Source organism: Candidimonas nitroreducens, from assembly GCF_002209565.1.
Taxonomy (GTDB): domain Bacteria; phylum Pseudomonadota; class Gammaproteobacteria; order Burkholderiales; family Burkholderiaceae_B; genus Candidimonas; species Candidimonas nitroreducens.
On record NZ_NJIH01000011.1, the window covers coordinates 29,622 to 44,018 of the forward strand.

The 14,397-nt window shown below is 64.9% G+C and carries 11 protein-coding genes and 1 tRNA gene; 10 read left to right on the forward strand and 2 right to left on the reverse strand.

All coding sequences use genetic code 11. The features are described from left to right. Nucleotides 1-64: 64 nt before the first annotated feature. The 5 genes from CEY11_RS18900 to phaR all read left to right on the forward strand — a co-directional run bounded on the left by CEY11_RS18900 (nucleotide 65) and on the right by phaR (nucleotide 5,252). The gene (locus tag CEY11_RS18900) at nucleotides 65-1,027 is read left to right on the forward strand and encodes an RluA family pseudouridine synthase (protein WP_088604983.1); all 963 of its coding nucleotides are present in this window, start codon (nucleotides 65-67) and stop codon (nucleotides 1,025-1,027) included. A gap of 120 nt (nucleotides 1,028-1,147) precedes the next feature. Then, nucleotides 1,148-1,909 carry a peptidoglycan editing factor PgeF gene (gene pgeF, locus CEY11_RS18905; protein ID WP_088604984.1) on the forward strand — a complete coding sequence of 254 codons (762 nt, stop codon included), beginning with the start codon at nucleotides 1,148-1,150 and terminating at the stop codon, nucleotides 1,907-1,909. A 178-nt stretch (nucleotides 1,910-2,087) separates the two neighbouring features. Beyond that, the gene (locus CEY11_RS18910) at nucleotides 2,088-3,719 is read left to right on the forward strand and encodes a PHA/PHB synthase family protein (RefSeq protein WP_088604985.1); all 1,632 of its coding nucleotides are present in this window, start codon (nucleotides 2,088-2,090) and stop codon (nucleotides 3,717-3,719) included. A gap of 92 nt (nucleotides 3,720-3,811) precedes the next feature. Beyond that, the gene (phbB, locus tag CEY11_RS18915; protein WP_088604986.1) at nucleotides 3,812-4,549 is read left to right on the forward strand and encodes an acetoacetyl-CoA reductase; all 738 of its coding nucleotides are present in this window, start codon (nucleotides 3,812-3,814) and stop codon (nucleotides 4,547-4,549) included. A gap of 136 nt (nucleotides 4,550-4,685) precedes the next feature. Beyond that, the gene (gene phaR / locus CEY11_RS18920; RefSeq protein ID WP_088604987.1) at nucleotides 4,686-5,252 is read left to right on the forward strand and encodes a polyhydroxyalkanoate synthesis repressor PhaR; all 567 of its coding nucleotides are present in this window, start codon (nucleotides 4,686-4,688) and stop codon (nucleotides 5,250-5,252) included. Between the two features lie 235 nt (nucleotides 5,253-5,487). Here the strand turns inward: phaR and CEY11_RS18925 are convergent, their stop codons facing one another. After that, complete coding sequence (locus CEY11_RS18925) at nucleotides 5,488-6,672, reverse strand: GNAT family N-acetyltransferase (RefSeq protein ID WP_233154975.1); 1,185 nt, start codon at nucleotides 6,670-6,672, stop codon at nucleotides 5,488-5,490. Between the two features lie 252 nt (nucleotides 6,673-6,924). Between CEY11_RS18925 and CEY11_RS18930 the strand changes: the two genes are divergently transcribed. After that, the gene (locus CEY11_RS18930; protein ID WP_158215378.1) at nucleotides 6,925-7,995 is read left to right on the forward strand and encodes a GTP-binding protein; all 1,071 of its coding nucleotides are present in this window, start codon (nucleotides 6,925-6,927) and stop codon (nucleotides 7,993-7,995) included. Between the two features lie 973 nt (nucleotides 7,996-8,968). Here the strand turns inward: CEY11_RS18930 and CEY11_RS18935 are convergent. Then, nucleotides 8,969-9,045 (reverse strand) — tRNA-Met (locus CEY11_RS18935). A gap of 70 nt (nucleotides 9,046-9,115) precedes the next feature. On the opposite strand from CEY11_RS18935, the gene scpB reads away from it, so the two are divergent. From scpB to nusA, 4 genes are all read left to right on the forward strand, one after another. Then, complete coding sequence (gene scpB, locus CEY11_RS25815; RefSeq protein ID WP_233154976.1) at nucleotides 9,116-10,291, forward strand: SMC-Scp complex subunit ScpB; 1,176 nt, start codon at nucleotides 9,116-9,118, stop codon at nucleotides 10,289-10,291. A gap of 64 nt (nucleotides 10,292-10,355) precedes the next feature. Beyond that, nucleotides 10,356-12,029 carry a 23S rRNA pseudouridine(2605) synthase RluB gene (gene rluB, locus CEY11_RS18945; RefSeq protein ID WP_408608147.1) on the forward strand — a complete coding sequence of 558 codons (1,674 nt, stop codon included), beginning with the start codon at nucleotides 10,356-10,358 and terminating at the stop codon, nucleotides 12,027-12,029. A 390-nt stretch (nucleotides 12,030-12,419) separates the two neighbouring features. Further along, on the forward strand, nucleotides 12,420-12,902 hold the full coding sequence (gene rimP / locus CEY11_RS18950; RefSeq protein ID WP_088605154.1) for a ribosome maturation factor RimP: 483 nt from the start codon (nucleotides 12,420-12,422) through the stop codon (nucleotides 12,900-12,902). Then, nucleotides 12,899-14,380, forward strand: coding sequence for a transcription termination factor NusA (gene nusA / locus CEY11_RS18955; protein ID WP_088604991.1), 1,482 nt, complete (start codon nucleotides 12,899-12,901; stop codon nucleotides 14,378-14,380). Before rimP ends, nusA begins: the two co-directional genes overlap by 4 nt. Nucleotides 14,381-14,397 lie beyond the last annotated feature (17 nt).

The window sequence follows — 14,397 nt, forward strand, 5'->3', positions numbered from 1 at the left end:
TCTGGGCGGGTCACAAAAAAATCCTTGGTGGTAGCATTGCAGGCTGATTATATGATTAGTGGCCATGCCTGACACAGCTCTTCCAACGGAAAGTCCCGCGGCCGGGGAGCCGGTCGAATTCGAGCTGCCGCTCAAGGCGCTGCCAGATCGTCTCGACAAGGTGCTGGCCGGGCTGATGCCCGAGCATTCCCGCAGCCGCCTGCAGGGCTGGATCGAGGCCGGGTACGTGCTGGTCAACGGCCAGGCGGCGCGGGTGCGCCAGGCGGTGGGGGCCGGCGACAAGATCAGCGTGCGCATGCAGCCCACGCCCGAATCCCTGGCCTTTTGTGCCGAGCCGGTGGATTTCCGCGTAATCGCTGAAAGTCCCGACTGGATCGTCGTGGACAAGCCGGCCGGGCTGGTGACGCATCCCGGCGCCGGCAACTGGCACGGTACTTTGCTCAACGGCCTGCTGCACCGCTACCCGGAGCTGCGCCAGGTGGCGCGCGCCGGTATCGTGCACCGCCTGGACAAAGATACCTCGGGCCTGTTGGTGGTGGCGCGCCACGAGCGCGCCCAGACCGATCTGGTGCGCCAGCTGCAGGCGCGCACGGTCAAGCGCGAGTACTTGGCGCTGGCGCACGGCCTGCTGCAGCGGGCCGTGACCGTGGCGCGCGACATCGGCCGCGATCCGCGCGTGCCGGTGCGCATGACGGTTGAGCGTCCGATTGCCCCCAAGCCTGCCGTGACGCACTGCGAGCCGCGCCGCCGCGGCGCGGACGCGCAGGGTCAGCCCGTCACACTGGCCGCCTGCCGCCTGGAAACCGGCCGCACGCACCAGATCCGCGTGCATCTGGCTAGCCTGGGGCATCCGCTGGTGGGCGACCTGGTGTATGGCGGGCGGTTCATCGCGGGCGCGCGGCGCCACATGCTGCACGCGCGGGCGCTGGGCTTCGACGATGCCGCCAGCGGCCGGCGCGTGTCTTTCGAGGCCGAGCCGCCCGCAGACTTCTGCGTGGTGCTGGACAATATTTCGTGGCAGGCGTGACGCGGATTTGCGGCCGGATGCGCCAGGCGCGCCGCGCCGGCGCCCGGGATCGCGCCTTGGCGTATTATCCTTAAGGTCTGCGGCCGTGCGCCGTGTTCTCTCTTTGATCTGCAAGTCCCTATGAGCGAAATCGTCTCTTTGCCGCGCGTCACCGGCCTGCCGTGGCAGGGCGTGCACTACTTCTGCACCACTCGCGCCGGCGGCGTAAGCACGGGCGAGTACGCCACCCTGAACGTGGGCGGACGCACCGACGACGACTCCTCACATGTGCTCGAAAACCGCCGCCGCCTGCGGGCGGAGCTGCCCTCCGACCCTTGCTGGCTGAGGCAGGTGCATGGCAACCAGGTGGCCGATGCCGACCGGCCGTGGGCAGAGCCGCCGGCCGCCGACGCCGCCGTCACGACGCAAGCCGGCCGGGTGCTGGCCATTCTTACGGCCGATTGCCTGCCGGTGGTGATCGCCGACGGCGGCGGCCGGGCTCTTGGGCTGGCCCACGCGGGCTGGCGCGGGCTGGCTTCCGGCGTACTCGAGGCCAGCCTGGATGCGCTGCGAGCCCGGGTGCCGGACGCGGAATATTGGCGTGCCTGGGTGGGGCCGGGAATCGGCCAGCGCAATTTCGAAGTGGGCGACGATGTGCATGCGGCCTTCGTGCAGCGTGACGCCGGCGCCGCGCCATTTTTCGTGGCCAAGCGCGAGCCGGGCAAATGGCTGGCCGATCTGCCCGGGCTGGCGCGGCACAGACTGCATGCCGCCGGGGTGCGCGACATCGAGCTCAGCGGCCACTGCACTTACGGCGAGCCGGAACGCTTCTATTCATATCGCCGCGAACGCGCGTCGGGGCGGCTGGCCACCGTGGCATGGCTGCGGGGCGAGGAGGGCTGAAACGCCGGCCGGGCAGTCCGGGCCTGATAAATACCGGCACGCACGGCGCGCCGGCCGAACCTCGAGGCTTGCTGCGGCAGAGTTCTGCGGGCCGCCACCCTAGCGACTTACCCTGATTGACAGGCCTTCCAATGCCCCGCAAGATTGATTCAAAGAATCTCAAAATAGCAGGTGTCTGATGGGTGCTCCATTTCTTTCAGAATGGCCCGTCCCGGCGAGCGTGGCGCCGGACAAGTTGGCTGATATTCAGGCCGAATTCGCACGCGATTGGCATGACATCGTCATGCAGGCCAAACAGGGCACGCTGCTGCCGCCCAAAGACCGCCGTTTCCACGGCGCCGCCTGGGCCGCCAATCCTGCCGCCGTGCTGCTTAGCCATGCCTATGTGCTTTCGGCCCGCGCTCTCGAACGCATGACCGAAGCCGCGCAGGTGGCCGAACCGGTGCGCGAACGGCTGCGTTTCTCGATGATGCAATGGATCGACGCCATGTCGCCGTCGAATTTCCTGGCCACCAATCCCGATGCCCAGCAAAAGCTGCTCGACAGCGGCGGCCAAAGCCTGCTCGACGGCCTGCGCAATCTGCAGGAAGACCTGCGCAAGGGGCGGCTGTCCCAAACCGACGAATCGGGCTTCGAGGTCGGCCGCAATGTCGGCAACTCGCCCGGCGCCGTGGTATTCGAGAACCGCCTGTTCCAGCTCATCCAGTACGCGCCGCTTACGCCCAAGGTGCATCAGCTGCCGCTGGTGATCGTGCCGCCTTGCATCAACAAGTTCTACATACTCGACCTGCAGCCCGAAAATTCTTTCGTGCGCCACGCGGTCGCGCAGGGCTTCACGGTATTCCTGGTTTCCTGGCGCAATCCGCTGCCGTCCGACAACGACGGCGTCGACACCGCCGGCTGGGGCGACTACCTGCAGGAAGGCGTGTTGCGCGCGTTGCGCGCGGCGTGCGAAATCTCCGGCCAGCCCAAGGTCAATGCGCTGGGCTTCTGCGTGGGCGGCACCTTGCTGGCCTCGGCCCTGGCCCTGGGCAGGGCGCAAGGCTACGATCCGGTGGCGGCGCTTACGCTGCTGACCACCTTGCTCGATTTCGAAGACACGGGCGTGCTCGACGTCTTCGTCGACGAGCTGCATGCCGAAGCGCGCGAACGCCAGCTCGGCAGCGGCGGCCTGATGTCGGCGCGCGAGCTCGGCACCACCTTTTCGTTCCTGCGTCCGAACGAACTGGTCTGGAACTACGTGGTCGGCAACTACCTGAAAGGCGAGACGCCGCCGGCCTTCGATCTGCTGTTCTGGAATTCCGACGGCACCAATCTGCCCGGCCCTTTCTTTACCTGGTATTTCCGCAATACCTATCTCGAGAACAACCTGAAGCAGCCCGGTCGCCTGCATGTCGACGGTCACGGGCTGGATCTGCACTGCCTGGACATGCCGGCCTATATCTACGGTTCGCGCGAAGACCATATCGTGCCGTGGGCCTCGGCCTACGCTTCGACCCGCATCCTGAAAGGGCCTTTGCGTTTTGTTCTGGGGGCTTCGGGGCATATTGCGGGTGTGGTCAATCCGCCCGCCAAGAAGCGCCGCAGTTACTGGGTATCCGAAGGGCCCGATACGCCGCGCCTGCCTGGCGATCCGCAGGTGTGGCTCGACCAGGCATCCGAGCGCGCCGGCAGCTGGTGGCCCGACTGGTGCGCATGGCTCGCCGCCAGATCCGGAGAACTGCGCAAGGCGCCCAAGTCTCTTGGCAATGCCAGCTACGTTCCCATTGAAGACGCGCCGGGTAGATACGTGAAGGTCAGAGCCGTGTAGCGGGCATGGGCCGCGGGGGCGGCTCGCGCGCACGGCGTGCGGCGCGGGCCTGATGGAAGATTTGCAGTGATGTTTCAGGTGAGGAGAATCAAATGAGTGGCAAACTGGCTTACGTGACGGGTGGAATGGGCGGCATCGGTACCTCTATATGCCGACGCCTGGCCAAAGAGGGTTTCACGGTCATTGCCGGCTGCGGCCCCAGCCGCAACTTCCAGCAGTGGCTCGACGAGCAGGCCGAGCAGGGGTATACCTTCCATGCCTCGGTGGGCAATGTGTCCGACTGGGATTCCACCGTGGCCGCCTTCGAGCGCGTCACCCAAGAACTCGGCCCGGTCGATGTGCTGGTCAACAATGCCGGCATCACCCGCGATGGGTTGTTTCGCAAAATGACCCAGGAAGACTGGCGCGCGGTCATCGACACCAACCTGAACAGCCTGTTCAACGTCACCAAGCAGGTCATCGACGGCATGGTCGAAAAGCAATGGGGCCGCATCATCAACATCAGTTCGGTCAACGGCCAGAAGGGCCAGTTCGGCCAGACCAACTACTCCACGGCCAAGGCGGGCATACACGGCTTCACCATGGCCCTGGCGCAAGAGGTGGCCAACAAGGGCGTCACGGTCAATACGATATCGCCGGGCTACATCGGCACTGACATGGTGCGCGCAATCCGGCCCGACGTGCTGGAAAAAATCGTCGCTACCATTCCGGTCAAGCGTCTGGGCACGCCCGAAGAAATCGGCTCCATCGTGGCCTGGCTGGCGTCGGACGACGCGGGCTTCGCCACCGGTGCCGACTTCTCTTTGAACGGCGGCCTGCACATGGGCTGACGGCGGCGCCGCGCCGCGCCGCGCGGCCCCGCAAGCTCGCGGCGCGGGCCTGCGCCGGGGCTTGCGCGGCGCTCTACCATCTACTATCGCATCGTTCTATTATTACTACTGGACTTACGCATACCCGGCCAATGATATGACCCAAACCTCTTCATCTGCAGCAAACCGCCTGATCAAGAAGTACCCGAACCGCCGGCTCTACGACACCCAGACCAGCGCCTACATCACCTTGTCCGACGTCAAGCAGCTGGTGCTGGACAACCAGGCCTTCCAAGTGGTCGATGCCAAGTCCGGCGAAGATCTTACGCGCAGCATACTGTTGCAGATCATTCTCGAAGAGGAAAGCGGCGGGGTGCCCATGTTCTCGTCCACGGCGCTGTCGCAGATCATCCGCTTCTACGGGCATGCCATGCAAGGCGTAATGGGAACCTTCCTGGAAAAAAACATTCAGGCGTTCATGGACATCCAGGAACGCATGGCCGAACAGTCCAAGGGCCTGTACGGCCATCAGTTCGGCCCCGAGGCCTGGGCCCAGTTCATGAATGTGCAGACGCCGGTGCTGCAGAACATGATGAACAACTACATCGACCAGAGCAAGAATCTGTTCGTGCAGATGCAAGACCAGATGCAGGATCAGACCCGCTCGATGTTTTCCGTTTTCCCCTTCCAGCCCGGCACGCCTCCCAAAGACAACAAGAAATAGGAGGCCGCATAGGGTCTGCCATGCCGTGAGTAAGGCGGCACGGCGCGGGAATTCCTCTCGCTGTATCGGGATCCGTCTCGTCTCATACAAGTATTCTGTGTGCCGAGCCGGCCCAACATGTCATGCCGGCTTATTCCATTTCCAAATCAACCGTGCACTTTGTCAGCTTCGCTTGCCGTACTAGGTGTACTGTCTGCGCGTCGCTTTCGCGTTCACGATTGATTTGGAAATGGAATTAGCCGTGGCCCGAGGCCTCCGGCACCGAGCCTGGGCTTGTGGCATCTGCCGGGCTTCCGGCACTTTTCTTGAACGGGCTGTGCTCGTGCAATTCGTCGATATAGTCCGATATCGCCGGCGTTTCGCGCTCGAGGTAATCGGCGATCGCCGCGGCGTAGCGTTCGTCGCGTATCCAGTGCGCCGACCAGGTGCGCACCGGCAGCATGCCGCGCGATAGCTTGTGCTCGCCCTGGGCCCCGCCCTCGAATACCGCAATGCCTTGCTTTATGCAGAACTCTATGGCCTGCATGTAGCAGGTCTCGAAGTGCAGGCCCGGTATGTAGCGCGTGCAGCCCCAATAGCGTCCGTACAGCCGGTCGCCGCCGCGGATGTTCAGCGCCGCCGCTATCGGCGCGCCTTGCTGCTCGGCCAGGACGAGCGCCAGGTTCGGCGTCATGGTCGTATGCAGCAGCTTGAAGAATTCGCGGTTCAGATAAGGCGCGTTGCCGTGCTCGAGATAGGTGCGGCAGTAGCAGCGGTAGAAATAGTCCAGGGCGGCCTCGTCGATGTCGGCGCCCTGCAGCCAACGAAACGTGACGCCGGCTGCGACCGCCTTTTTTCGATCCTGGCGGATCTTCTTGCGTTTGGGCTGGCTCATGCCGGCCAGAAATTCTTCCAGATTGCGGTAGCCGCGGTTGAACCAGTGGAATTGCACGTTCTCGCGGAACAGGAAGCCGGCTTCGCGCAGCGCTTCGATGTCTGCGTCGGTGGGAAACAGAATGTGCAGCGACGACAACTGGTTGCCGCGCGCCACCTCCACGGCTTCGCGGGCAAGCGCCACACGGTCGGCATGTGTGGCGGCAAGCAAGCGCGGGCCGGGCACCGGTGTGAACGGGATCGCGCCCAGTAGCTTGGGGTAGTACGCCAGGCCGTGCTGAGCGAAGGCGCGGGCCCATGCCATGTCGAAGACGTATTCGCCGCGCGAATGGGATTTCAGGTACAGCGGCATGGCCGCCGCCAGGTTGCCGCCGCGGTGCATCAGCAGATAGTGCGCGGCCCAGCCGGTATCGGCGACCGCGCAGCCGGCCTGCTGCATGGCCAGCAGGTATTCGTGGCTTACCAGTGGGTGGCCCTGCGCCAGGGCATTCCATTGGGCGGGGTTAATATCGTGCAGATCGCGAATGAGGGAAAAGCTGGCAGCCAAGTTCGGGCCTCGTTTTGCGTGGTACGTATCCGGTGCGGCCTTGCTTGCCCGCGTACCGATGGGCGTTCGCTGCATCCGCCGGACGCGCGCCATGGGGCATGCGCCGCAAGTGCGCCGGGATATGGAGAAAGCTTAGCAAAACCAGAGGCGCGTGCGTAAATATTGCGGGCGTGGCTGTGAAATGCCAGCTTGGGGCGAGGCCGAGACGAACTCCATGGTGCGGCGGAAACAGGAGATGAAAGGGTGGCAGGCGTGGGCAGTCGGATTCCGGTCGTGGTGGTGTCGGGCCTGCCGGGCAGCGGCAAGACCTGGCTGATCGAGAGCTTATTGCACGGCGTGCCCGCTGGTTCGGTGGCGGTGATCGGCCGGGCGCAAGGTTCGGCTGCCGCCAGCGCGCTATACAGGCTCGGCGCAGGCCCCGATGCCGCGCCTGCAGGCGCCTGCCCGTGCTGCAGCCTGAGCGGCGAACTTGCTGCTGCGTTGCGCGACCTATTCATGGCGGCGCTGCAGCGGCGCATCGCGGTGCCGCGCCAGGTGCTGATCGAGACTGCGGGGCGGGGTGATCCGGCAGCCATACTGTATTCCCTGCATCACGAAGCTTTCCTGCGCGAGCGCTACTTCTATCGTGGGTGCATCACTGCCGTGTCGGCCCGGGCGCGGCTTGACGATATCGGGCTGCGCCAGGCCGCCCTGGCGGACGCCCTGGTGCTGGGGCCGGCCTCGGCCGGCGAGGAAGGCCAGCGCTCTGCGTTGCGCGCCGCGCTCGAGGAAATGAATCCGCTGGCGCCATGCTTCGACGCGGATCTTCTGCCGGATCTGGCGCATGTACTTCCGCACGACGATTCCGCGGCCGCTGCATCCCTGGCCCTTGCACCCGGCGGCGCCCTTGCAAAGGGCGGCACGCTATGGAGCGGGGCGCGCGCCGGCCGGCTGCGCATGCAATGGAGCGTAGCCGTATTACGGCTGGCGGGCCATTGCGAGTTGACCCAGCCGCAGTTCCTGCGCGCCATGGATCAACTGCAAGATGCCTGTGGCACCCGCATCCTGCGGCTTGCCGCGGTATTGCGGCTGCGCGGCGAAGCTGGCGCCTGGGAATTGCGCGGTGTGCATCACCAACTCTATTGGCGGGCTGCGGCGCCGGAGGTACAGGCGGCGCATCTGGACGAGCCTGCGGCGCCCCTTGCCGCCGCACTCTCCGGCGTGGAATCGTCCCGCTTGCTCGCAGTGCTGGAATCCAGCGCGGTGCACGAGTTCAAGCGGCAGGCCGAGAGCCTCTTGAAGGGCTTGCGGTTTGTGGCGCCCGATACGGGCGGCCCGGAGTGATGCATGGGGGCGAGGCCCAATGATCGGGGTATGGAGATCGGAGTTGGGGTTCGGAGAGCAAGGGTTCGGAGAGCAAGGGTTGGAGTGCAAGGGTTGGGGTGCAAGAACCGGGAAGAGGGCGGCTTGTTTCGGCCGGGGCGCCGGCCAGGGTCGTCCATCTATGATGTTTTTATGCCATTTACGCCCGTCTCCAAGGACGACGGTAGTTGCGCGAAGCGCGGTGTGGTGGTGTAATGTAGGCAGTTGCTCATCGCGTTAGATGCGCAGGCTGCCGCCTGGCGTGCCACGTCCATGTTAAAGCTCATCCAAAAACAACATGGCATCTTTCGGCCGAATTCCGGGAATGTGTACTTCCATCGGCGGCAAGGCAATTTCTATATATCTCAGATTTAAAGCTCTTTGATGTTCGGGCGCTGCCGCTGCACGTGCCGCAGTCGTGGTGTGTCGCATGGCGCCCGCTGGCCACTCGCGGCCCGTGCGCGATTGCGTTGCGAGCCTTTTTCCGATTCATAGTGGTGCCGCTCGCCCTGGTTTTGAACGGCGGGCGCTGGCCGGATCCTATGACTCAGTGAACCCGCGCTTGGCCGCCGGCAGGCAGGAATGCCGTGCCGCCCCTGATGACCATGAAATGATGATTTTCCGCCCAGTGCTGGCGCCTTTCGACCGTTCGTTTTCCGTGATGCCTGCGGCTGCAGCCATGGCGCCTTGCGCCTGCGCCGCCATCGCCGGGTACGGCACGGCTCGCCCGGGCTTTCATCTTCGGTCTTCCGCAATGGGTGTTGTCCGGTTTTTCGTGCGATTCCTCGTCCGATTCCATAGGGGCTTGCGCATAAGCGGCTTACCCCAAAACCTGCCCCAAAATCGCTTGCCCCAACACCGCCTGCTTCAAGATCGGCTAAGCCGCGCGCTTCAAAACCGTCAAGACAAAAACAGTGGGCCGCTTTCACAAGGAAAGCGGCCCACTGGAAAATTCTGGTTGCGGGGGCAGGATTTGAACCTACGACCTTCGGGTTATGAGCCCGACGAGCTGCCAGACTGCTCCACCCCGCGTCTGGAAAAAAGAATTCTAACCTTTATCCATGCTTATTGCAAATCAAGGGCCTGTCCCAGCCGCTGATCGATGACTGATACCGAGATTGTCCGTGTACTGGAAACGGCGCTGCTGTGCGCCGACCAGCCCATGCCGCTGATGGAGCTGCGCAAGCTGTTTCCCGGCGAAGAAATTGCCAACGACGATATACGCAGGCTGCTGGCGCAACTGCAGGGCGAGTGGGGCGAGCGCGGCCTGGAACTCGTCGACCTGGCCAGCGGCTGGCGCTTCCAGAGCCGTGCGGAAATGCAGCGCTACCTAGAACGGCTCAACCCGGAGCGGCCGCCGAAGTATTCCCGCGCCGTGCTGGAAACCCTGGCCATCATCGCCTGGCGCCAGCCGGTCACCCGTGGCGACATTGAAGACATACGCGGGGTGACGGTGTCCTCGCAAATCGTCAAGACGCTCGAAGAGCGTGGCTGGATCGAGGTTCTGGGCTATCGCGACGCGCCCGGCAGGCCGGCGCTGTTCGGTACGACGCGCGCCTTCCTCGACGATCTGGGCCTGAAGGCGCTGGACGAATTGCCGCCGCTCGAGACTCACGAGTCGGTCGCCGCCCTGGCCGGCCTGTCGCTCGAAGAGGCTACGGGCTCCGAGGCCCAGGGCGCCGACACGCAAGCCGTGGGCGAGTCCGCGGCAGACGAGCAGGCCGCCGGCGAGGGAGCCGTAGATGAGCTGGGTGCGGACGAGCAGGTTGCGGATGGGCAGCTTACCGATGAGCCGCCCCCCGACGAGCATCCTATGGATGAGCCTCCCGTGGATGGGCATTCCGTGAATGAGCCTTCCGTGGATGAGTCTCCCGTGAATGAGCCTCCCATGGATGAGCCTCCCGTGGATGAGCATCCCGTAGATGCGCCAGCGGACGGACAGCCCGTGCATGAGCAGCCTACGGGTGCCTCGGAAGAGCGCGGCGTATCGGTCGATACGGCTCTGGACGGCGAACGCCCGGAAGCTGCTGCTACGGAGCAGGCCGAAGCATTGGTGCCCCTCGATGCCCGGCCGGCGGCCGAACTTGCCCAGCCGGCGGTCGAACTCGAATCCGAACTCGAATCCGAATCCGAATCCGAATCCGAATCCGGCGCCGCGGCGCGCATCCCCGAGGCCGGGGCGGAAAGTGAAGACGACCGCCCGCTCGAGCCTGTCCTGGCCCAGAGCGAGGCGCCCGCGGCCGAGCCGGACGATGGCGCGCGGCCTGTGAATGAATGAACTGGAGCCGGCTGGCCCCATCCCGATATTGAAAACGAATTCCCTGAAATAAGAAATGACTGAAATGAATCAAGATAACGAGCCTGGAAACAACACGCCCGTGCTGGAACGCGCCGATGCGCAACCCGCTCAGCTCGAGCTGTCGCTGCCCGAAGGTGGCGCGCAAGCCCCCAAGCCGCGAGGCCGCAAGCTCAGGACGCCCTTTCGCCGCCGGCGCGGCGATGCGGTAGACACGGCCTCGGCAGCCTCTGCCGCCGCATCCGGTTCTCCCGCCGATGCGGATCCGGCCGCCCAGCCCGCCGAGGCCGCGGCGCGGCCCGCCAAGGCGCCCGCCGGGCCTCGCGCACCGCGCACGCCCCGTGCGCGCAAGACCGCCCCCCGTGTCGACAGTGCCGCGGCAGACAAAGAGGCCGATAATGCGCTGTCCTATCTGGACAAGTCGGCCAAGCTGTCCCAGCGCCTGGGCAAATACATGAACAGCGATGCGGTGACGCCCAAGCTGCACAAGGTGTTGGCCGATGCCGGCGTGGGCTCGCGCCGCGAAATGGAAGAACTCATCGTTGCCGGCCGCGTCTCGGTCAATGGCGAACCGGCCCATATCGGACAGCGTGTAGGCGCCAACGACCAGGTGCGCGTGAATGGCCGCCTGGTGGCCCGGCCCAATGCCAAGAAGCCTCCGCGCATCATCCTATATCACAAGCCGGCCGGCGAGATCGTCAGCCACGACGATCCGGGCGGCCGCGCCACGGTTTTCGCCCGTCTGCCCAAGATACGCATCGGCAAGTGGCTGTCCGTCGGCCGGCTCGATCTGAATACCGAGGGCCTGCTGATTCTCACGACCTCGGGCGACCTGGCCAATCGCCTGATGCATCCACGTTACGGCGCCGAGCGCGAATACGCGGTACGCGTCCTGGGCGAGCTCGACGAAGATCAGCAGCAGCGTCTGCTCAAGGGCATAGAGCTCGAAGACGGCATGGCCCAGTTCGGCTCGTTCGAATATCTGGGGGGTGAGGGCAGCAATCGCTGGTATCGCGTCACCTTGACCGAAGGGCGCAACCGCGAGGTGCGCCGCATGTTCGAGGCCGCCGGCGTCACGGTCAGCCGCCTGATACGTACCCGCTTCGGCGAAGTGGTGCTGCCGCGCGGCCTGCGCCGCGGCCGCTGGGAAGAGCTCGATGCCACGCTGGTCAAGGCGCTCATGGTGCAGCTCGGCCTGTTGCGCGACGACGAGCAAGAGGGTTCGGAGCGGCGCGTGCGCCAGCCGGCCTCGCACGATAGCGCGCTGCCGCCGGGTTTCGGCACCCTGGAGCGCAACGGCATGAATGGCGCCAAGCTGGGCCGTCGCGGCAAGCTGTCGGGCGGCGGGCGTACGGCCAAGGCCGCCCAGACGTTCGAGTCGTATCCCTCCGACCCGTACGGTACCGGGCTCATGTTCAGCGGCGGGCTGGCCAACGGCCACCCCAACGCGGGCAAACGCAACGAAGGAGGCAAGCGTACGGAAGGCGGCAAGCGCGCAGAAGGCGGCAAGCGCAAGCCGGCGCGCCCGGCGCAGGGGCCGCAAGCCGCCAAACCGGGCAACCGCCAGCGTGGCGCCGCGAAAAAGACGGCCAAGCCGGCAGCCAAGTCGCCGGGTGGGCGCAAGGCGAACATGCGCGATGACGACTGGCAGCCGCGCAGCGCCTCGGCACATGAATCGCATCTGGGTTTCCTGGGCGCGCGCGGCCGCGGCTCCCGCTGATTCCGCGGGCCTCCGGCGCCTGGGCTCCGCCCGGCCGCCACGCAGGGCGCGCGCCGGCTGTTGCTTTTTATGTGTAAGGCCGTGACTTAGCAGGAATTTTTCTGGATTTCTGCTAAAATAGCGTGTTTTGTAGGGCCATGCTGGCCGGCGGCTTTGCGCTTGCCCGGTTTATCGGGTTCGGGCCGACGCCTGCACATTGATTGTGCGGCGGCTGGCGCGGGAACGGTGCGCCGTTACGCTAGTAACGCCAGGTGCGTAGTGCGCGCCTGTTTGCAGCATGGTGGCACATTCCGAATGCGCCGTTCATCGCAGCCTCCGGCGTGGTTCGGCGGGTGCGGGCGGAGCGGCAATGGTGGGCTGGGCGTACAGCCCATTTTTTTTTTGATTTTCATGGCAGATATATTCGCATTGACACGGGAAGCGTTGGCAGGCACCGACCTTGAGCTGGTCGACGTCGAGCGTGCGCCGCTGGGCTTGCTGCGCATCACCATAGACCGCCCCGATGGCGTGCGCATCGAAGACTGTGAGCAGGTCTCCAAGCAATTGTCGCGCGTGTTCGAGGTCGAGAACGTCGATTACAAGCGTCTCGAAGTTGGCTCGCCGGGCGTAGACCGGCCCTTGAAGAGCCGGGCCGATTTTGCCCGCTACGCCGGCCAGCGCGTCGAGATTCGGCTGCGTACGGCGGTCGGCAACCGCAAGGTGTTTGTCGGCCTGTTGCGGGTGCCCGAGGACATCCTCGCCGCCGAATCGCCCGCGCTCAGTCTCGATCTCGAGGCCGGGCAAAGCGAAGAGGCCGCGCTCGGCTTCACCCTGGACGACATAGAACGAGCCAAACTGAATCCCATTCTTGATTTCAAGGGAAAAAAGCGATGAGTCGCGAAATTCTTCTACTGGTCGACGCCTTGGCGCGCGAGAAAAACGTACCGCGAGAGGTGGTCTTCGGTGCGCTGGAAAACGCGCTGGCCTCGGCCATGAAAAAGCGCTTCAAGGACGATGCCGACATTCGCGTGTCGATCGATCGCGACAGCGGCGAGCATGAAGGCTTTCGTCGCTGGCTGGTGGTGCCCGACGATGCCGGGCTGCAAGAACCCGATCAGCAGGAACTCTATTCCGAGGCACAGGAAATTTCCCCTGGGATCCAGGTGGGCGAATACATTGAAGAACCGCTCGAGCCCGTGGAGTTCGGCCGCATCGGCGCACAGGCGGCCAAGCAGGCCATACTGCAGAAGATCCGCGATGCCGAGCGTGAGCAAGTGCTCAATGATTTTCTCGAGCGTGGCGAAACCATCGTGTCGGGCACCGTCAAGCGCATGGACAAGGGCGATGCCATCATAGAAACCGGCAAGATCGAGGCCCGCCTGCCGCGCAGCGAAATGATCCCCAAAGAAAACATGCGCGTGGGCGACCGCGTGCGCGCCTGGGTGCTGCGGGTGGATCATGCGGCGCGCGGCCAGCAGGTGATCCTGTCGCGCACCGCGCCGGAATTCATCCGCCAGCTGTTCGAGAACGAGGTTCCCGAAATCGAACAAGGCTTGCTCGAGATCAAGGCGGCCGCGCGCGATCCCGGCGTGCGCGCCAAGATCGCCGTCATCGCCTACGACAAGCGCATCGATCCCATCGGCACCTGCGTGGGCATGCGCGGTTCGCGCGTCACGGCAGTGCGCAACGAACTCGGCGGCGAGCAGGTCGACATCGTGTTGTGGGCCGAAGACCCCGCCGAATTCGTCATCGGCGCGCTGGCTCCGGCGCATGTCGAGTCCATCGTCGTCGACGAGGACAAGCACGCCATGGACGTGGTGGTCGACGCCGAGAACCTGCCCAAAGCCATCGGCGCGCGCGGCCAGAATGTGCGGCTCGCGTCCGAACTCACGGGCTGGCAGATCAACATCATGACGCCCGAAGAAAATCAGGATCGCCAGGAAACCGAGCGGGCCGGCCTGCGCCAGACCTTCATCACCAAGCTCGATGTCGACGAAGAAGTGGCCGACATCCTGATCGACGAAGGCTTCACCGGGCTCGAAGAAATCGCCTACGTGCCCATGCAGGAGCTGCTCGAGATCGAAGCCTTCGACGAAGACACGATCAACGAGCTGCGCACCCGTGCCCGCAACGCGCTGCTGACCGAGGCCATCGCCCACGAAGAGCGCGTGCAGACGGCCCAGGATCTGCTGGAAGTAGAGGGCGTGACCCCCGAGCTGGCCGCCAAGCTGGCCGAAAACGAAATCTATACGCGCGACGACCTGGCCGAGCTGGCAACCGACGAATTGTCGGAAATGACGGGCCTGGACGAAGACAGCGCCAGTGAGCTGATCATGCGCGCCCGGGCGCACTGGTTCGATGGCCAGGCGTGAAGCGCCGGCCACCCCCC